We start from the raw sequence: 20034 nt of genomic DNA, 5'->3' as shown, positions 1-20034 counted from the left end.
TCCGACCCCTCGCATATGCTCACCGCAGCTGATTGTGCCGAATACTTGCATATGCTCACCGCAGCTGATTGTGCCGAATACTTGCATATGCTCACCGCAGCTGATTGTGCCGAATACTTGCGGCGGTAAGTATTCCTTAGTGTCTGATTGTTTGTGATTCGGACGTCTCCCCCACTCTATTCCCACATAAAACGTGCACAATAGGGCGCAACCGTGTCGAAAAGCAAAAATGTGGTCACTTACACATTCTTGACACACTACCGTTTCAAACCTTTGTGCGATATCTCTAAAAATTAGTCTTTACCTGTGCTTTTGTACGTTAATCTCAAGATTTTTGAAGTCACTGATCAGATGATTCCAACATCAAAACCAAATCGCAACACGTATTCACCTGAAAACAGCTCAGCTGTACTAAGTTTTTATGTTTCTTTTAGCTAGACTAAGACTCCGTAGAAACTCTTGAGAGTTTCCTTGAAATCATTATTGTCTAGTTCAGGAGATCATTCTCAAATATGAACGCTTTTCACTCGCTTCCATCTTTGGAATCAACTGTAGCCGGCCACGTCCGTGCCGCTGCTGGCTCAACTCCAGCATCAGCAACTGCTCGTAAGTTCTGGTTCGGTCTGTCTGGTTCTGTTATGGAACAGCTAGCAGACAATTGGGAGAAGACCACCGCAGCTTATAACGCAACTCGCCAACAGCACTATTTTTCGGCTGAGTTCCTCATGGGCCGTGCGCTTCTGAACAATCTCACCAATCTGGGTCTGACCGAAGAAGCAGAACGTGCCACCCGTGCGCTTGGACACGAATTATCTGACGTACTTGAAGCTGAAAACGATGCCGCTCTTGGTAACGGCGGCTTGGGCCGCTTGGCTGCATGCTTCCTTGACTCTGCTGTCACCCAAGATTATCCAGTAACCGGCTATGGCATTTTGTACCGTTACGGTCTGTTCAAGCAAAATTTCGATAACGGTTTCCAAACAGAAGAACCTGATGCTTGGAAAGAAGACGGCTATCCATTCGTCGTGCGTCGCGAAGATCAGCAGCGCATTGTAACTTTCGACGACATGGTTGTTCGCGCAACACCATACGACATGCCAATCACAGGTTATGGCACCGACAATGTTGGTACGTTGCGTCTGTGGAAATCTGAGCCACTTTCAGAATTCGACTACGATGCTTTCAACTCGCAGCGCTTTACCGACGCTATCGTCGAGCGCGAGCGGGTCATGGACTTGTGCCGTGTGCTGTATCCAAATGACACCACCTATGCCGGCAAGGTGCTTCGCGTTCGCCAGCAGTATTTCTTCGTATCTGCTTCCCTGCAGGCCATGATCGATAATTACATTGCGCATCATGGTAAAGATCTTGCTGATTTTGGCAAGTACAACTCCATTCAGCTCAACGATACGCACCCAGTGTTGGCAGTTCCTGAGTTGATGCGTCTGTTGATGGACGAGCATGGTCTTGGCTGGGATGAAGCCTGGAAGATTGTGACTGAAACCTTCGCTTATACCAACCACACTGTGTTGGCTGAAGCCCTTGAGCAGTGGCCAACTTCGATTTTCCAGCAGCTGTTCCACCGTGTCTTCGAGATCGTCGTTGAGATCGACCGTCGTTTCCGTGAAGATATGCGTGCTCGCGGCATCGATGAAGGCCAAATTCATTACATGTCACCTGTGCGTGATGGTGTTGTGCATATGGCTTGGTTGGCTTGCTACGCTGCATATTCCATCAATGGTGTGGCAGCATTGCACACTGAAATTATTAAGGCAGAAACCTTAAAAGAGTGGTACGGCATTTGGCCAGAGAAGTTCAACAACAAAACCAATGGTGTCACCCCACGTCGTTGGTTGAAGATGTGCAACCCACGCCTGTCTGATCTGCTGACTCGCTTGACTGGTTCCGATGCTTGGGTCACCAACCTCGACGAGCTTAAGGCACTGTTGCCATATGCAAACGATGACGCAGTTATGCAAGAACTGTTGGACATTAAAGATGCCAACAAGCAGGACTTTGCAACCTGGATCAAGCAGCGTCAAGACATTGATGTTGATCCAACTTCCATTTTCGACGTCCAAATCAAGCGTTTGCATGAGTACAAGCGTCAGCTGATGAATGCACTCTACGTGCTTGATCTGTACTTCCGTATTAAGGAAGATGGCGAAACTGATATTGCACCTCGTACCTTCATTTTCGGTGCGAAGGCAGCTCCAGGCTATGTTCGCGCAAAGGCAATTATTAAGTTCATCAACGAAATTGCAACGCTGATCAATAACGATCCTGTGGTTTCCAAGACCTTGCGCGTTGTATTCGTTGAAAACTACAACGTCTCCCCTGCCGAGCACATTATTCCAGCTGCTGATGTTTCCGAGCAGATTTCTACCGCTGGTAAGGAAGCATCCGGTACTTCGAATATGAAGTTCATGATGAACGGTGCATTAACCTTGGGCACACTCGACGGCGCCAATGTTGAGATTCTGGATTCCGTTGGTGACGAAAACGCTTATATCTTCGGCGCGAAGGTTGAGCAGTTGCCTGAATTGCGCGCACATTACAACCCTTACCACGAGTATGAGACCGTTCCTGGCCTCAAGCGTGTGCTTGATGCGCTTGTCGACGGTCACCTCAACGACAACAATTCTGGTATGTTCCACGATTTGCGTTCCTCACTGCTTGATGGCGGCGGCTGGGAAACTCCAGATGTGTACTATGTTCTCGGTGATTTCGCTTCTTACCGCGAGACTCGCGACAAGATGGCGCATGACTTCTACGCAGATCGTCTGCACTGGGCACGCATGTGCTGGGTGAATATCTGTGAATCTGGTCGTTTCTCCTCCGACCGCACCATTAGCGACTATGCTCGCGAAGTGTGGAAGCTTGAAGCAACCAAGATCTAAACATTCAATCGCCTAGCGATATCAAGCGCGAAGTCCTTGGAAGGATTCTTCTTCCAAGGACTTCGCGCTTATTTCTTTACCTTTGTGCTGATGTGGGCTGTGCAGGCCACTATGCTCCATCACTCTGGTTGCTCCGATCAAAGAGCTGTCATGCACGCATGAACCTGCCTACGTGCAAGCATTGCGCCTACGTGCGCCACCTTTAAGGCAACAGTACTGTTTCTCTCACAGGCAATTCATGAGCATGTAATTCCGACAACAAACGCCAGTTTGTTATCGGATGTGTCATAAACACTGACACACCTTTTACAAACTGGCGTTGCTCTGCGTACGGATACGTTTATTCCGCGATTGTGGCCACTTCACCAAGCAAGTGCACGTGAATCATATTGGTATTACCGGATACTCCAGGAGGGGTACCAGCAACAACAACCATCAAATCATCATTATTGTAGCTATCCATAGCCAACAAGTGTGCGTTGATCTGGTGCAACATTTCATCAGTGTTGTGCATAAACGGCGTCAGGAAGGTTTCTACACCCCAGGTCAGTGCCAACTGGCTACGAACCTCTGGAAATGGAGTAAACACCAGCAGCGATTGGTGTGGGCGCAAACGTGCAACACGCTTTGCGGTATCACCAGAAGATGTGAAGGCAACCATTGCCTTTGCATTCAAACGGTCTGCAATATCGCGTGCAGAATAGGAAATAACACCACGCTTGGTACGTGGAATATGTGCCAGTGGTGGTACTTGGCCATCATGTTCTGCGGAAGCAACAATGCGGCTCATGGTGCGAACCACGTTGTGTGGATCAATACCAACAGAGGTTTCACCGGAAAGCATCACAGCATCGGCACCGTCAAGCACAGCATTCGCCACGTCTGATGCTTCTGCACGGGTTGGGCGGGAATTATCAATCATGGAATCGAGCATCTGGGTTGCCACGATTACAGGCTTTGCATTTTCACGGGCAATTTGAATTGCGCGCTTCTGCACCAATGGGACCTGCTCAAGTGGGCATTCAACACCAAGGTCGCCACGAGCAACCATGATGCCGTCGAATGCAAGCACGATAGATTCCAAAGCGTCGACTGCTTCTGGCTTCTCCAGCTTTGCAATCACTGGAATACGACGTCCCTCTTCGTCCATAATTGCATGGACAAGTTCCACATCCTGTGGGGAACGAACGAAAGACAATGCAATGAAGTCAACGCCAAGCTTGAGTGCGAAACGCAAGTCGATGATGTCTTTTTCAGAAAGTGCAGGTACCGAAATATCCATACCTGGCAATGAAACACCCTTGTTATTTGAAACCGGTCCGCCTTCGACGACTTCACAAACAACATCATTGCCGTCTACTTCTTTACACACGAGTGCAACCTTGCCGTCGTCGACAAGCAGGCGGTCGCCAGGCTTCGCATCACGTGCGAGGTTCTTGTAGGTGGTGGACACGCGATCGTGCGTGCCTTCGACATCATCAACGGTGATACGAACGATCTCGCCGTTTTCCCACACAGTCTTGCCTTCGATGAAGCGACCAAGACGAATCTTTGGGCCTTGGAGGTCAGCCAGAATGCCAACTGCGCGACCAGTTTCATCAGTCGCTTCACGAACCCAACGATAGTTTTGTTCATGGTCGGAATGGTCACCGTGGGAGAAGTTCATGCGGGCGACATCCATGCCATCTTCAACCAAGCGGCGAATGGCATCTTTACTTGCAACTGCAGGGCCTAGAGTACAAACAATTTTTGTGCGACGATTCATGCCCTTAAGATTAATCCGATCGAGGCAGCAATGCGAACAACACTACCTAGATCACACTTTTTCATCAGAAAAGTCCATGTATCTTTCACCTTCAGGCAAAGATACATGGACTTTTCTGATCCGGCTCCCTCAAATAAGAGAACTATGTCACAACAGTACCGGCGGTGCTAAGTTTCCCACCTTGTACGGCACTTGCGTCTTCTCTGCCTTTTGGCAATCGGAAAAAGACCAATGTGGCTACCGAACAGACAACAACTGCAACAATGGCGTTAATGCGCATGCCATAAATCATGGTGGCTTCATCAACTCGCATATTCTCGATGAAGAACCTTCCTAAGGTATAGCAGGCAACATACAACGCAAACACGCGGCCATAGCCCAGGCGTAAGATCGCATCGAGTCGAATAATGACCACGCATACCAGCACATTCCAGAGCAATTCGTATAAGAACGTCGGATGCACGGTCAAGAGAATCTCGCCGGTGGAATGACCCGTAATCGGTGCAAAGTTACCCTGCTCATCGACGCGACGATAAATCTCTAATGCCCACGGCACAGTAGTTTCTGCACCATAGAGTTCTTGATTAAACCAGTTGCCCAGCCGCCCAATGCCTTGAGCTAAGACCACACCAGGTGCAAGTGCATCTGCAAATGGTGCAAATGGCACACCTTTGAATCGCAAATATCCCCAAACGGCAAGGCTACCAAGGACTACTGCACCCCAGATGCCTAAACCACCGTTGGTAATTTTGAAAACGTCAATAGGATTGCAATCACTACAGAAGTATTTTTGCCAGTCAGTCATCACATGGTAGGCGCGCCCGCCAATAATACCTGCAGGAATAGCAACGATTGCAGCATCTAAAATCAGTTCAGGGTTACCACCTCGTGCTGCGTATCGACGCCGGCCTAACCAGATAGCAGCGAAGATTCCACAAATAATGCTTAAGGCGTATCCGCGAATTGGAACATAACCTAAAAACCACACGCCTTGTGGTGGTGACGGAATTGCGGCAAGGGTTGTGATGAGCACAAAAACTCCAATACAAGAAAAATTATCGACATTGCTGCCTATAAGTGTGCCGAAGAATGAGAGGTTTTGCTACCTACGTGGGCAAGCTGGATGCTGACCTGCTGAAACCAAGGAACGCGTAAACATTTGTGGCGAATGTGCAGTCATGAGCGATTCTCCCATCACCACGGCATCGGCACCAGCAGCTGCGTAATCATAAAGCTCTTTGGCCGTGCGCACGCCAGAAAGTGCAATTTTAATAATATGGCTAGGAATACCAGGAGCAATATCGCCAAACGCACTGCGGTTTAAGCGCATCGTTTCAAAATCACGAGCATTGACACCGATCACGCGTGCACCTGCTTCAATGGCAAGGGAGGCTTCTTGCTCATTGCGTACTTCAGATAAGGCAACCATCCCCAGTGATTGAATCCGATCGAGCAGGCTCACATATTGCGAAGGTTCTAATACCCCTACTCGAAGTGGCACCATATCGGCTCCATAACAGCGAGCTTCGTGAATTTGGTATGGATCAATAATAAAATCGCGGCATAAAATTGGCACACTGACATTGCGGCGAATTTCAGCCATTTCCTCTAACGATCCATGAAAATTGCGCTGATCAGTATGGCAGGCAATCAGTGCTGCTCCACCGGCTTCAAACTGACGAGCAAGATTCACAGCAGAATCAATTGCTGCAATCACGCCCTTATCAGGAGCAGCTTTTTTAACTTCAGCAATCAGTTGACATCCAGGCCTGGAAAGCACCTCGATGACGTCGCGAAGCTGCGGTGCACTGGTACGCGAGCGGTGCTTAATCTCTTGAAACGACACCACCGCTTCACGCGCTTGGACGTCTTGCTGCACGCCAGCAATAATGTCATCGAAAACTGCGCCCACGTAATTGTCCCTTTACTGCTGAACTAACGATCGGAAGATATGTGTAAAAGTATTACTACTCTTTAAGGCTAACGGTTGAAATTTTGATTAAAAAATTCGCGGGGGTAATTATATTCTTCCGTCCTGATCAGTTGGATCAATATCAGCGTCTAATGCATCCCACAGCACCCGCTCAGATTCAGGATCAGTCCGTAAATCTTCAGTTATATGATCTCGACTCACCGCGGCACGCTGATATTTATCGCGACGTCGTGTTTGTTCACGTTGTGCAGTTTGGTTTGTGCTTGCAAGACCTACTAATGCTGCACCAAAGCCAATCAGCGCGCAGATCACTGTCAGAATTGGTGGCGCACTCTGGACTTCTAGCTGCTCGATTGTCGCCCATGCCGACAGTCGATGCGTGAACTGCGAAGATGTCAAAAACGTTAAAATCTGGGCTTGATCTGGCTCATTGACAACACTCAACGCGCTGATAGCTGCCACCGCACCTGCACCCAGTCCTGCACACACGCCACTGATGCGTCGCAAGATAACCGCGCGCGAAAGCCCAATCACTCCAGCAACCATCAGCAACATGCCAATAGCCACAATTTCTGGATGCCATTGTCCACCGGTGAGGCTTAATTGTTTTGCACCGGATTTATCATCAAAGGCTGCAACAGTAAGCCATTGCATGCGCGTGAGCACCCATAATGCAACTCCACTCAGTCCAAGCACAATTGCGGCTTGCGCGTGTTTCATCCGATTACGACCTCTCTGTTTCCCACAACCTTGATAATCACCAGTCTGACAATTGCTGCAGGCGTATTCAACGGCCCGTTCCTCCTAGCAACAGCCACACGCTCATCTTCTCGTATGAAGCTTATCGACGCGCACCTGCACCACCTAGCTTCGTAATGCTTGCAAAATGCTGCGATGAATTGCAGGGCGGGCAACAATACTGCCACGAGAATCAAGTTGCCACGGGTTACCATATAAATCTGTCACTGTTAATCCTGCTGCTTGTGCAAGGACGACGCCTGCAGCATTATCCCACAAATGCGGACTAAAACTTACAGCACCGGTATAAATACCAGCGGCAGCATACGCAAGGTCAATGCCTACTGAACCTATCATGCGCACACGTAAATGCTCATGTTTGAGCAGTGGTTCTAAGCCATGCTCTAAGATTTCAGGCATTGGGGAATCATAGGTGGCAATGAGCGATGAAAGTCCGATGTGGTTACTGGTATCTGCTCGATCGGGGAATAACCTGGTGGCAGTGGTGCATGCCAATAATGGCGAATCAGTATAGGCTGCAAAACGCTGGCCGGTAGCTGGAATACTCGTGATGCCAAGGACAGGTTTGCCAGCATGAATCAAACTGATCAAGATTGCTGACATTGGATTGCCGACCGCGTAATTTGCAGTGCCGTCGATTGGATCAATCACCCACATTGATTGAGCTTGATCGCCGCCAAATTCTTCACCGTAGACAGGAATATTGGTGCGCTCGAACAAACTTTGCCGCAGGTAGCGTTCAATATTCAGATCTACTTGGGTGGCAAAATCGCCAGTTTCTTTCATCACCAGTGGATCTGCCCCCATACCGGCTGAAAACATGGTTTCAGCTTCGGTAAGGATCTCGGTGGCAATGTGATAGTACTGCTCGAGTTGCGAGATTGGTATACACATCATAGGCACGCGAACGCTTCTACGAGATTCACTTGCTGATTCGACCAATTTTGGCGCAGCAGTGCCGCTCGCACACCTTCGTGCGCATAGGATGCGACTTGTTGGATGTCTGCCACATTTGTCATTCCACTGCCAGCAACAATTGTGGCCTCTGTTGCAGCAGCTGCATCGCGTAATAGATCGCAATAGTCATTGGTGATGCCACCTGAATGCTCTGGTTCGGTGAGAATAAACCGCCGACATCCATAAGCATCCAGGCGTTCGAGTACCTCCCAGAGGTCACCACCATCGGGTAATACAGCAGTGCTGCTGGTTCGCCACTGTCCATCGCGCTGATGCACGGCTAATGCAACGGCGAGTTTGTCTGCGTGTCGCTGAAAAATACCAGGTAACCAGTGCGGATTTTCTAGCGCAACCGCACCAATGACAATTTGGTGTACGCCAAGTGCTAGCCCGTTGTGTATCGCTGCTTCATTGTCGATGCCGCCAGTGAGTTCTACCTGAACATTGAGTTCTTGCATGATTTTGGTCAGCAGCTTAGCGTTATTGCCGCGATGCTTGGCTGCATCGTGATCAACAATGTGCAGCCAGGTTGTTCCTTGTGCTTGCAACTGTGATGCGGTGGCAAATGCGCAAGCAGATTCTTGGTTTAAGTCTGCTGTACCACGCTGCAGATCTAGGGTGTGACCTTGCGAAACATCAACTACAGGAAGAAGAGTAAACGTCATGCACACCAGTGTATCAATGTCTTATCACCCACGGGCAAGATTGTTCTTCCGTCGCTTCTTTCATGGGGTATTCACGCGTAGTTAAATATCCGCATCGTCGTATGAAACTTCAAGTGCCGGCACTCCCCTTGCTTGCGTCACGTTGCCCGCATCACTTCGGCAGGGACAGGTTGCCCGCCCCCTTGCCGGCACTCCCCTTGCTCGCGACATCTTACCCGTGACTCCGATTGCCTGTGCCACCAGCTGTCCGCAACTCGCATCGACCTCAACTGCACCCTGCAGGTTTGAAACTACTGAACAATCCCCACTTATCCCTACCGATGATCCGGATTCCGCACTCGATCACTAATTTCTGCGACCAGACCTATCAGCACCAATCCCGCCGCCACACTAAAAGCCATGTTATAGCCACTAGCTGCGGCAACAATACCAAGTGCAATTGCGCCAACACCCGTACCAGCATCAAATGAAGCATTCCAGATCGTTGAAGCATGGCCAATTTTGCCACGTGAGACGCGCATAAACATTTCGAGCAGAGCTTCATTGGCAACCGCACCAAAACCAGCCCCGAATAAAAAGGCTGGCACAACCAACCACCACAAATTCAGCTGATACGACAACACCACTACAATGCCCGCAAAGCCCACCATCGCAGCGCATAAACCAGGCAGCATCATGCCTCCTGGTCGATTGCGTCGATCAGCAAGTGCGCCTGAGAAGTAGCGGAAGATCATCTGTGCTCCGCCGCCAATGGCTAATAAGATGCCGGCAATCGAAGCGCCTTGGACAGGGTCGACGTCGCGTAGTGCTGCTGGTAGAAAACTTTGCACGGCACCAAAACCCATCGACACACTCGAAATCGCGATCGCAGGAACAATAGTCACTGCTAATCCGCGCGTACGTGGTCTGCGATAAATCCGTGACGTAACGTTTGCAAAGATTCCTTCATCGCTCGGTGGCAGTGGTGCTGGTTCATAGGAGGATGCAGCATTATCATCCTCCCACTGCTCTTGTTCGAGCGGGGGCGACGGCAAGAAATACGCCAAGCCTGCTGCGAGTAAGGAAATCGCGGTGCCTAATATGAACACCAACGTGTAGCTTCCGGTGATATCTACTAGCCATAAGCCAATTGGCACGGCAATCATTTGAGAAGCGCCAGTGAAAAATCCGATAATGCCACTTGCTCGTCCGAGTTGCCCGGGTGGGCTTAATTGCGCGATTAAGGCGAATTGTGCGACACAGAGCGCGCCGAAGCCGCAGCCGCGAATTGCAGCAATTCCTAGCAAAGGCGCCGGTGTCATTGTGATGAGGTAGCCCAAGGTGGGAAGGCCGAGCAGAGCTGATGACGCAATCATCACACTGCGATAGCCGAATCGGAGGATGAGCTTCGTGGTAATGAGCTGTGTCAAAACTGTCGCAACCATAAACACTGTGGTGGTTGCTCCGGCAAGAGTTTTACTTCCGCCTTCAGCGATAACTGCCAGTGGAATCACCGGTAGCATGAGTGCTAAGGCGCCGAATGCTGCAGCGGTTGCGAGCGCAAGTGGGAATAGTTCTGGAGCTTGTGAAAAAAATGATTGCGAACGTGCCATAAAATCTAGTGCATTTCTCCTACTAGCCACATGATTCCGGCAAGTAGTGCCATGAGTGCAAGTACTGCGAAAATGGCAGCCATCATGGTGTTTTCGTTTTTATACAGTGACCATGCGCCGCCGAAAAATAGCCCAGCGATTGGAAATAATGCGTAGGCGAAGACACCAAATGTGGTTGTGATCACTGAAGTACTCCTTTGATACTTAACCAGCGAGACATTTTTCATTGCATGCGATTGCCAGCCTAACACGATTCCAGCAGTGTAGAAGCAAGAAGCATGCCCGTTGCTGCGAACTTAGCGTCGAAAAGCTTGACGACGCCGCATCAACCGCGTGATACAACACTTCGCACCTTATCCTGACACAACCTAAGCGCCGTACCCATCCAGCGCTTGCCGAAGTGCGCGCCCTACGGCGCAGAACTCAGCTTCAGTAATATGCTCCGGTTCGTGACCATAGCGACAGTTCAAATGCAAGGTCATGTGTGCATGCATTGCCAAGCATTCAAAGAACGATTCATTCACAGCAGTTGCATAATGGCTCATAACAACGGCAGTCGCCATCCACTCTGGTTCACCGTTGACCACAGATATAGGAATACCGAAAAGATCCACAACTGCTTCACAAAGCGCTTCGCCTATCGGCACCAGCGCAGAGCCGAGCTGCTTGATGTTTCGCCGTACGGTGACTGCCTCAGCAATCGCTTCGCCAAGCGCAATACCTACGTCTTCGATTACGTTATGCTCATCCACATCTGGTGCCCCGACGGCATGAATCTCGAGATCAAACTCGCCACGGCGAGCAAACAAGGTCAGCACATGATTAAAGAAAAACACGCCAGTTTCAATATTGACGTTGCCAGTACCGTCAAGATTAATGGTGACTGAAACATCAGATTCTTGTGTATTGCGAGTTATTGTGCCGATTCGCGGCTGCATCTGATCCTGCCCTTTCATCTCAAACACGTGCGATTTCGTAAGTGATACTGATAGTAAGTGTACGTCGCCAAGCATAGCGACTCTACTCAGCAGCCTCCTGTACCCGCTGCCTTGGTGGCTACGCGCTCAAGTTTTGGCTTGACGACGCACACCTCGTTCCTAAAAATGCCGCATCGTTGCAGAATTTCGACGCAGTACTATACCAGCACTTCCCTGCTAAAACATCAATGTTTTGGAGCTATAAAAATTCTTCAATCAAGCATCACTGAGCCAAACGTTTGTACGAATTTTTTACAGTTTTTATACCTTTGGAGTTTAGAAGCATTCTTGTGATAGTGCAAGAGATATACGCCACCAATTTTGAGATGCTTACCAACGTTCACGTGATTGTTTAATGCTCACATACAGCACTTTTGGCGATAGTAATCATGCGGATACTCGAGCCAATTTGTAAATTTCAACGCCGAAGTTTCACCGGAATATTGACCAATACCACATGCAATGCACGCTTTTTTGTTCGTACATATTTTTGATTGGATGCAAAATGAGAGCGAATAGGAAAACTGAAGTTCTATAGTCATGCTGACACAACAGTTACATCTGTGTGAGCGTCTGGCACAGATCACATATGAAGATATTGCGCAGAAAGGAGCTGCTCATGTTCAGTCAAGTATCAGTAGAGGCGATGCTGTACCGTTTATCGGGAGAGATTCCAAGTAAAGAAGCAGTGAACCAAAGGTATCGCGATTTGTTGGAACTGAGGGAATCTTTAGTAAAAAAGCACTATCGGCGCTTGATAAAAACCCAGCCCCATGCCGATACAACAGCGAAGATAGCGTTGTATAAGTGGTCAGAGGAGTTCGTGGATGAGCAAATGACCGAACAGTACATCAATGGGCTAGTACGCGTTGCTGTAGGAAAACCGTCAGAATGGTGGGAATCACAAGCGCTGACCTTTTCGCTTCAGGAAATTTATGCGATGACAGATAAGGAAGTCGCCGCGACGGGAAAGACTAGGGCGCAGCTGATCGAAGAAGATATAGTTGGGCCACTGCGAGAAGATCCGATACAGGAGCTTCTCGAGAGAGATCCGATGATGCCAGAGGATCCCTATCATTATACGGATCCGGATGAGATGGATGATGATTTTTTCGAGGACTATATAACCGACGAAGATCTCACTGAAGAAGAATATAAAGCAGAGTTAGAGTGGGCTCGCAACTGTTATGAGCTCACACAACTTAAGTCTAGTTTCCAAATCAATGTTTTGATTCCTTCACCATTAAAAAGGGTATTGCATTTTATACAGACTACCGAGAATCGGTCTGAACGAGATGTTGTTACTGAAGCTCTGGCACATTATTTGCGAGAGCATTTCACAGAGGATGAAATTTGGTACTTAGGGACATTTATTCCGAATTACTCCAAAAATCAACAGAAGTAATTGCCTCGCTGAGATTGAATCTGAACGTTCAATTCTTGAATCTTGGTGAGAGCATCACAGCAGAATCATAAAAATGAACATCCGTTTCAGCTGTTCACAGCTCTAGCGGAGGCTACGTGGAAGAATAATACGGAAGAAAGGCATTAGCCATGATTAGTCCAGTATCAGTGCGAGCAATGATGTACAAGTTGTACGGGGAGCTGCCGAGCGAGGAGGAAGTGAGCAAGAAGTATCATCAGATGTTGGAGATGGTGGACTCTTTGGCACAGACTTACTATCAAACTTGGATGCGCAACGATCCTCCAGCCGACGAGAAGGCGGCAGCGGCGTTGTTGAATCAAGCAACGGAATTAGCGACCGAGGAAGTCATGGAATCGGAGATCAGCGAGCCGATTCGACGCTATATGGAACATCCGATGTCGTGGGACGATCCGATTCAGGAGATTCTTCGGATGGACGACGACGAACTCGAGATGATGGGAACAACTCGCGCGCAGCTGATTACCGAAGCGATCGAGGAGGATATCAAGGTCGAGACGATGACGAACGAGGAATACAAGGAGTATCTGAACGAGATACTAGTTTCAGTGGACAAGACACTTCTGCGGTATTACCTAGCGCAGCAACCGGAGACGAACTTCGGATGCGAGGATCTTCTAGAACAGACGGTGGAAACCTTTTGGGAGATGATTCAGAAGGATCCGTCGTTGGATCCACGTCCAAAACGTTGGTTGAAAAACCGTTAAGATTTGACCCAAATCTTAAGCCGCCAGCGCCAACGACTGCGTTAAAACGTGCAGAAGCTAATATTGAAGCTTTAGAGTTGTTGAATGCTCTTGAAGACGCACAGCGTTGGCCGACTGCTGCTGAGCAGCAGATTCTTGCAGGTTATCGTAGTTGGGGTGGTGCGGCGCAAATTTTCGATCGTACTCGACCTGAGTGGGCACCACTTCGACAGCGATTAGAAGCAGCAGTGTCTGCTGATGTTTATCATCAGTTAGAAGAAACCACACTGACTGCATTTTTTACAGGTGATGACATCATCAAACCTGTATGGGATGCATTAGGACAGGCGGGATTAACTACTGGAACTGTGCTTGAACCTGGCAGCGGTACAGGCAATTTCTTTGCGCATGCGCCAGAAGATGTCCAGATGGTTGGTGTCGAGCAAGATGAAATTTCTGCTCGTATTAGTCGGCTGCTATATCCAGATGCAACAGTGATACAGCAAGGTTTTGAAGATGTAGCTACCCCACCGGATACGTTTACCGCCGCTATTGGAAATGTGCCCTTGACAGTTCCAATTGCATGTTTTACAAACATCCTATCACTGGAATGCCGTGGAAAAGCGATCTGATCGAGCTTACCTCTACCCACATACGTATCTTGTCAGCGTTGTGCTCAATGAAATGATGTACCCGATGATACAACCGAGACTCCACAGCAGATTATGGATGCGTACATATAAAACGTTCTGACTCAGTAATTTATTATACTCAAATGGCCATTAAGATCGATAAGCCGTTCTCAGTCATAAAAAACGCATCACAGGGAAATGTGTGCAACAAATAGTCAACGTTCCTTCCAAATCTCGATCGAACTTAATACTGACATATACATCCATTTTCGTAATTACAAACGCAAACTTTTACACTCCTCAACGCTCTGCGCAAACGCCACAAGACGTTTCATTTGTACAGCACTAAGCTTATTTTTATGTTGCTTCCTCCACTTACTCTCATCACTAACAAAATCTTAAATATCTTTTGCCATCTGCCGTTACAAACTCAATCCGCAGATGACGATGAGAAATGATGCTCAGTAGGAAGTATCAAATACTTCTTCTGCACAACATCTTGAGCAGAATATACACCCCATCGAGTAACAACCAACGAATTGCCTTAAAGCAAATACCACCCAAATCATGTTGTTTATAACTCAGCAGTCATGGTTTCAAGGCAAAGGACAGTTTCGCCTAACTTCACGCCACGTTGATCAGAATCAATTCGCATACCAAGTCTTTATTGTTCTAACTACAAATACAAATTTTCAAGCTCTGACACGATTTTCTACTGCAACACAGTAGAATCAAAAACAATCTCACATAAGTAGTCATGATGAATACAAGACCCTTATCAAGCAGAAAGTAACCAGTCGATCGAAAAACTGCTGTTGAAAAGTACTCAGCCTATTCAGCGCAGCTCTAAATGACAGAGTTAAAGCGAAAATACTGCGTTGTTCTTACGAAGTCCATTCGTCGATACAGAACTGTATCAGTCAGTTTTCATACACAGCAATATCTAGATCCCGGCTGTATATCCCAAATCGACAATTGCAATAGTTGGCTGATCCTTCATTCCTAGATTCTAAACGGTATCAAGGACCAACCAACTGCATAACTAACGATCAGAGACAACCTCCTAATTATCAGATGCCCGTCGAGGCTTCGAAGGTTTCTCGGAATTCGCTAATCCGTATTTCATGGTTGTAAAAAGGCAAACCAATGATGCGATAGTCGGTGTTGTCTACGTAGATAGTGTGTGGGACGGCATTCTCTTGAAGCGCGAGCAAAAAGTCTTGCTTCCACTTGTCGGGTTCAAGCAAATGTTCACCTTTCGGTTCCACATAGATCTGTTGTTGTTTATGCACCTGACCCTTCTTGCGTAAAAAGAGAAGATAGTCAGGCTCGAACCGCTCACCAGTTTCAAACGAGTAGATGGCAAGTGGGGCCAGTCGTTCGTTACGCACCAGATAAACCTCGTCGTAGCGTTGTTTCAAGTCGTCGACAACACTTGAGAAGTACTTGACAAAAAACTTTTCTTCACTGGTGCCATAGTTATCGTTATAAACGTACCAGTCTGCGATTTCGAGGTTAATACGGCGGTTAACGTCGGGGTCGTGGGTTTGGCTTGTGCCAAACCCACCCTCGATCGGATTCGCGATCTTGAGGCGCTTGTCACGAAGCACCTCACTCAGTCTCCTGGCTTCGAATTCATGCGTACCACGATATGCGACCGTAATACCTAACAAGTGGCTGGCTACGGTTCGGAACACCTTGTCCAGGCCTTTCCGCAATTTGTTCGCTGTAAGATCTTCATTGTAACTTTGGAAGATAATCTCGGTTTCACCGAGATAGTCTTTCGATGTGATGAACTCCCGTGACGATTTCAAATGCGGAAAATAGTGCTTCAGTGCCTCGAACCGTAGCGCGTCGTAACAAGCCAACGTCCCCAAGACCACATTTAACGGCATCGATCCGATCTTGCGGCGAATCGTATAAACCTTCTGATTCTCAGCCACGCCTATGTGCTTAGTGTCTGTATCAAACAGATTGATAAGCTGTGCGGGTGTATCGCGAACATCGAGTTGGTAAATTGCCGATTTTATTCGATTGTCGAGCTGGGTAACTTCATCACGACTAACTTCCTCGCGACTGTTACTGAACACCATCGCATTATGGTAAAAATCAGTCTGCCTGAACGACGGCTTCAGTTCGTAGATAACTTCAGTGACCTTATCAGGCAAAAGACCGGATTCTCGCAATGCCGTGCGGAGCTCAGTGATATATTTTGAGTCCTGCTTAGAGTGGTAGAGCAGGGTTTCAAGGAGCCGGTTTGGGCTGTCAAGGTCGTGATCGTATTTGCGGACAAACTTATCCTCTTGATCTCTGTACACGGAATCTTCGTTGAGCAGAAACGGAAAGTAGCGTGCTCCGCGTCCAATCAGCTGTGCTTCTTTGATTGTGTACGCACCAGGCTTTCCGGCCTTGCCACTTTGACGTGTTTCATAGAGTCGAACGATATCATAAAGGTTAAGGACATCCCAGCCCTCATTCAGCATGTCGACCGTAAAAATAATCCGATACGGGTTGGAGGGATCCTCAAGAGAATTTACCGCCAACTGCTTCTCAATCGAGTTATCGGTCTTGCCATTCATGATGATGGCGTTTTCTTCCGCAAACCCTTGCTGAATACTCGAACGCAGTGAGCGCAGACTCGGATCCTTCATTTTAAAATACTCGACGGCTTGTTTCATCAGACCATCGCTGGCTATATCTAGGATTTCAGACTCAGAGAGTCTTCGGAGTCGTTGAAAAAACTCGTTGTAGAAAGCTTTCGAATCTTCAATCCTTTGCGACTTCAAGAGCACAACGGGTTTCGAGTAGACACCACCATCTGCAAACAACGCACGCCGATATTCAGATAGGATCAGTGCTTGAAGGGTTCTTCTCCACGGTTCAAAAACTGACTGAAAGTTCTGAAAATCTTTCGTAAACCCTGACTCACGGAATCGAGCCAACGGGTACTCAAATACAATCTTATCTTTGTACTTATTGTGAATCTTTTCGTCGCGCAGATCGACAGTCGCCGTGAACTCTAGCAGAACATTGTCTTGATTACCCGAGAAGGCTCTGGCGACCGTATATTCCCACGAGCAGTCTTCGTCGTACTCAGCTTGCGTTGCTCTCTTAGTTCGTGTATTCACGTGGTGTGATTCATCAGAAATCATCACCAGCCGTGTGTCATGGAAGTCATCCTCTGTGAGCGCATTCTCCTTTGACTCGAGGAAGTCCATGTGTAACTTTTGCGTCGTTGAGAAGCAAAGGTTGATTGCGTTTGGATCCGCGGCTGAAAAATTACTGACTTCGTTGACAGAAACCCGCATACCATTGATCTCGATTGATTCAGCGAACAAATACTTCGCCGAATTTGAGTCCAAGAAGTTAGCTTTGGTTTTCTCGACAATGTTCGTCTGATTCACAAAGAAAAGGAAGTTACGGTAACCGAGCGAATAGTAATGAAGGATAAGACTAGCCATCATCACTGTCTTTCCTGAACCAGTCGCCATGTGATAAAGCAAGTGCGTTTTGCGATTCTTCGAGAGCTTTTTATTACTCAGATATTCAAGCGTGTTTAAGAAAGCATGCTTTTGATACTCACGCAAGACAATGTTCGGTGCCAAATTCTGCACAACATGAGGCGGTAAATTTTGCCGCTGACCAAGCTCATACAACGTGTCAAGTTGCTCGAACAAGAACATATCTTGGGTAGAGGATGTACTCATCATTCACCCTTCCGGTAGAACGACTTCGTAAACGCTATATCAGCTTCCGACAAGCCAAAGTTGATGTCTTCCACATCTGAAGCGTTCACGTACAGCCGGTTTTTATCGATCAGCTCAGCCACAGCCTGCTTCTGGTCATCTAGGGAGAGCTGTACAAACTCCAATGAAGCGGCCTCAAGTTGGTCAGGCAGAACCGAAGGCCGTAATAACCCACCTTCAGTAGCACGATCAAGTACCTTCTGAACTTCATAAGCAGTCGTTGCGTATTGCAAACTCCGCATCAACTTCTCACTTTGTTCGGCAAGTTCTACATAAACGAATGAACCACCACCCTCCCATTTTTGAGCTTTCGAGACACCACCTTGTTCTCCTGCAATGACTTGCTGTAAACGTGGGATCGTCACGGATGAGACATAATCCATTTGCTCAATTCCGACGTAACGACGCCCCATCTTGTGAGCTACCGCAGCAGTAGTTCCAGAACCAAGGAAAAAATCAAGAACGAGATCTCCGCTCTGTGTGGCAAATTCAAGAACTAGCTCAAGAAGAGCTTCGTTCTTCGGGTTATTGAACTGTAATTCCAGCTTTTTGTTTAGCTCCGAACTTGCACTTGAGGTCAACAGACCTTCATCCCACCATGTCGTAATAGTTTGTCGCTGACCCTCCGCCTTTGATTTGTAGTACTTTTGCTGAAGAGATTTGCCTTGCTTGACGATCAATCCATCATCATACATTTCTTGCATGGTTGACTTGGAGAATCTCCAGTAACCTTCCACACCTAAGAATTCATAATAAGGATTTCCTTTTCGCGCACCTCCGGGACCATCCACAGGCACAAGCTTGTAATACCCACGGTCATCCTTCAAAGAAAACGTAGAAGTATCTTTGGTTATCCCATATTTTTGCCGCTTGGCATAAACTTGTCGCTCATTCTTTGCAAACATAAGCAAGTGATTGTGACTGACTGAAATAATCTTGTCGTTTGAGACAGAAGCGCGCGCTTTGTGGCAAATATCGGCTACAAAGTTCTCTCTACCGAAAACTTCATCCATAAGAACCTTGCAGTAGTGCGCTTCTTTATCGTCAAGACTGACGAAGATTACACCATCGTCAGCCAGCAGCCGCCGAGCAAACAGCAATCGATTCTTAATAAAAGTCAACCACGTGGAGTGGTTGAACTTGTCATTATAATTAAAACCGTCATTACCAGTGTTATACGGTGGATCAATGTAAATGCACTTGACCTGCCCCTCATAATGCTCTAGCAGTGAGCTTAAAGCAAGCAGATTGTTGCCTTTGATAATCAGATTATCCTGTTCATCGAACTCAGTGACTTTTTCCTCTCCATTTGAGGTATATCGAGTAGCTTTACTGAAGGCTTTTGCGGCAAGGAGTCTGCCTATTTCATCAGGAGCGAGTGTTTCGTTGTAAAAAATTTCGACACGCTTTTGGTCTTCTTTGTCCTGTCCACCTTCGAGTACGCAGTCTTTGTATGGCCAGACAAGGGAAACTTCACTTGACGAAACGAGAAGATCGTGGTTGTTTGGAGACAACCCTATTTTGTTACGATAGATGGTGTAGTTGTCGGGTAGAAACTCTCTTGAGTTAACGACCCACATAAACCTTTCTTTGTCGAAAATTGTGATGCCTTCGATGTTCTTGAAGAAGTTTTCTTTCAGAATTGGCGAGTTCATGAGGTTACGAATTAACTGTGCATCGAGCTCGTTTACAGCATCCTGGACTCGTGGTTTAAGTAGTTGCCCATCGTCTGAGAGGAAGCGGTTATCACTTTTTAAGACTTTTTCGAATTCTTGAAGGAATCTCAAATTCTGGCCTCTTTCTTGATAGTTCGGCTATTATCTTGAACGCACTCATCTGTAATTCAAGCATAAATAGGAATGCACCAAATCTGCGACCTCTAAATGATGGAGGCGGGTCGATTGCTCAAGTAATTACAGTTTGAGTTGAACTGCTCACACAAAATCTTAGCAGCGTCACCCAACAAAGTTCCCTGGGC

Annotated in this window: 15 protein-coding genes; 4 read left to right on the top strand and 11 right to left on the bottom strand. The window is 47.6% G+C overall.

Annotated elements, in window-relative coordinates; all coding sequences use genetic code 11:
• Positions 1 to 512 precede the first annotated feature (512 nt).
• Entirely contained in the window at positions 513 to 2900 is a 2388-nt protein-coding gene (locus NXS99_RS07785; RefSeq protein WP_259288099.1) for a glycogen/starch/alpha-glucan phosphorylase, read from the top strand.
• A 340-nt stretch (positions 2901 to 3240) separates the two neighbouring features.
• Here the strand turns inward: NXS99_RS07785 and pyk are convergent, their stop codons facing one another.
• The 9 genes from pyk to NXS99_RS07740 all read right to left on the bottom strand — a co-directional run bounded on the left by pyk (position 3241) and on the right by NXS99_RS07740 (position 11527).
• Positions 3241 to 4665, bottom strand: coding sequence for a pyruvate kinase (gene pyk, locus NXS99_RS07780; RefSeq protein WP_259288098.1), 1425 nt, complete (start codon positions 4663 to 4665; stop codon positions 3241 to 3243).
• Between the two features lie 142 nt (positions 4666 to 4807).
• The gene (lgt, locus tag NXS99_RS07775) at positions 4808 to 5698 is read right to left on the bottom strand and encodes a prolipoprotein diacylglyceryl transferase (protein ID WP_259288097.1); all 891 of its coding nucleotides are present in this window, start codon (positions 5696 to 5698) and stop codon (positions 4808 to 4810) included.
• 69 nt (positions 5699 to 5767) lie between these two features.
• Positions 5768 to 6577, bottom strand: a complete 810-nt coding sequence (locus tag NXS99_RS07770) for an indole-3-glycerol-phosphate synthase (RefSeq protein ID WP_259288096.1) — start codon at positions 6575 to 6577, stop codon at positions 5768 to 5770.
• A gap of 108 nt (positions 6578 to 6685) precedes the next feature.
• Positions 6686 to 7318, bottom strand: coding sequence for a TIGR02234 family membrane protein (locus NXS99_RS07765; protein WP_259288095.1), 633 nt, complete (start codon positions 7316 to 7318; stop codon positions 6686 to 6688).
• 144 nt (positions 7319 to 7462) lie between these two features.
• The gene (locus tag NXS99_RS07760) at positions 7463 to 8254 is read right to left on the bottom strand and encodes an inositol monophosphatase family protein (RefSeq protein WP_259288094.1); all 792 of its coding nucleotides are present in this window, start codon (positions 8252 to 8254) and stop codon (positions 7463 to 7465) included.
• Positions 8251 to 8979: a HisA/HisF-related TIM barrel protein gene (locus NXS99_RS07755; RefSeq protein ID WP_259288093.1), complete on the bottom strand. Its 729-nt coding sequence runs from the start codon at positions 8977 to 8979 to the stop codon at positions 8251 to 8253. The genes NXS99_RS07760 and NXS99_RS07755 overlap by 4 nt, the downstream gene beginning before the upstream one ends.
• A 314-nt stretch (positions 8980 to 9293) precedes the next feature.
• Positions 9294 to 10571 (bottom strand): MFS transporter, encoded by a 1278-nt coding sequence (locus tag NXS99_RS07750; protein ID WP_259288092.1) that lies wholly within the window; start codon positions 10569 to 10571, stop codon positions 9294 to 9296.
• A gap of 5 nt (positions 10572 to 10576) precedes the next feature.
• Positions 10577 to 10756, bottom strand: coding sequence for a hypothetical protein (locus tag NXS99_RS07745; protein ID WP_259288091.1), 180 nt, complete (start codon positions 10754 to 10756; stop codon positions 10577 to 10579).
• 183 nt (positions 10757 to 10939) lie between these two features.
• Entirely contained in the window at positions 10940 to 11527 is a 588-nt protein-coding gene (locus NXS99_RS07740; protein ID WP_259288109.1) for an imidazoleglycerol-phosphate dehydratase, read from the bottom strand.
• 640 nt (positions 11528 to 12167) lie between these two features.
• On the opposite strand from NXS99_RS07740, the gene NXS99_RS07735 reads away from it, so the two are divergent.
• From NXS99_RS07735 to NXS99_RS07725, 3 genes are all read left to right on the top strand, one after another.
• Positions 12168 to 12953, top strand: a complete 786-nt coding sequence (locus NXS99_RS07735; RefSeq protein ID WP_259288090.1) for a PX domain-containing protein — start codon at positions 12168 to 12170, stop codon at positions 12951 to 12953.
• 149 nt (positions 12954 to 13102) lie between these two features.
• Positions 13103 to 13699 carry a hypothetical protein gene (locus tag NXS99_RS07730; protein WP_259288089.1) on the top strand — a complete coding sequence of 199 codons (597 nt, stop codon included), beginning with the start codon at positions 13103 to 13105 and terminating at the stop codon, positions 13697 to 13699.
• Positions 13633 to 14310 (top strand): hypothetical protein, encoded by a 678-nt coding sequence (locus NXS99_RS07725; RefSeq protein WP_259288088.1) that lies wholly within the window; start codon positions 13633 to 13635, stop codon positions 14308 to 14310. Before NXS99_RS07730 ends, NXS99_RS07725 begins: the two co-directional genes overlap by 67 nt.
• 1070 nt (positions 14311 to 15380) lie before the next feature.
• On the opposite strand, the gene NXS99_RS07720 is transcribed toward NXS99_RS07725, so the two are convergent.
• On the bottom strand, positions 15381 to 18017 hold the full coding sequence (locus tag NXS99_RS07720) for a DEAD/DEAH box helicase family protein (protein ID WP_259288087.1): 2637 nt from the start codon (positions 18015 to 18017) through the stop codon (positions 15381 to 15383).
• On the bottom strand, positions 18017 to 19843 hold the full coding sequence (locus NXS99_RS07715) for a site-specific DNA-methyltransferase (protein WP_259288086.1): 1827 nt from the start codon (positions 19841 to 19843) through the stop codon (positions 18017 to 18019). The genes NXS99_RS07720 and NXS99_RS07715 overlap by 1 nt, the downstream gene beginning before the upstream one ends.
• Positions 19844 to 20034 lie beyond the last annotated feature (191 nt).

It is taken from the genome of Corynebacterium sp. HS2168-gen11 (genome assembly GCF_024834075.1).
Classification (GTDB): domain Bacteria; phylum Actinomycetota; class Actinomycetes; order Mycobacteriales; family Mycobacteriaceae; genus Corynebacterium.
The sequence above is the reverse complement of the archived record's forward strand: the minus strand, read 5'-3'. Positions and strand labels throughout refer to the sequence as shown.

Excerpts from the sequence above, each read along its gene's own strand:
- NXS99_RS07785 (WP_259288099.1), top strand. The coding sequence starts at position 513 with ATGAACGCTTTTCACTCGCTTCCATCTTTGGAATCAACTGTAGCCGGC.
- pyk (WP_259288098.1), bottom strand. The coding sequence starts at position 4,665 with ATGAATCGTCGCACAAAAATTGTTTGTACTCTAGGCCCTGCAGTTGCA.
- NXS99_RS07765 (WP_259288095.1), bottom strand. The coding sequence starts at position 7,318 with ATGAAACACGCGCAAGCCGCAATTGTGCTTGGACTGAGTGGAGTTGCA.
- NXS99_RS07760 (WP_259288094.1), bottom strand. The coding sequence starts at position 8,254 with ATGATGTGTATACCAATCTCGCAACTCGAGCAGTACTATCACATTGCC.
- NXS99_RS07755 (WP_259288093.1), bottom strand. The coding sequence starts at position 8,979 with ATGACGTTTACTCTTCTTCCTGTAGTTGATGTTTCGCAAGGTCACACC.
- NXS99_RS07750 (WP_259288092.1), bottom strand. The coding sequence starts at position 10,571 with ATGGCACGTTCGCAATCATTTTTTTCACAAGCTCCAGAACTATTCCCA.
- NXS99_RS07740 (WP_259288109.1), bottom strand. The coding sequence starts at position 11,527 with ATGAAAGGGCAGGATCAGATGCAGCCGCGAATCGGCACAATAACTCGC.
- NXS99_RS07735 (WP_259288090.1), top strand. The coding sequence starts at position 12,168 with ATGTTCAGTCAAGTATCAGTAGAGGCGATGCTGTACCGTTTATCGGGA.
- NXS99_RS07730 (WP_259288089.1), top strand. The coding sequence starts at position 13,103 with ATGATTAGTCCAGTATCAGTGCGAGCAATGATGTACAAGTTGTACGGG.
- NXS99_RS07720 (WP_259288087.1), bottom strand. The coding sequence starts at position 18,017 with ATGAGTACATCCTCTACCCAAGATATGTTCTTGTTCGAGCAACTTGAC.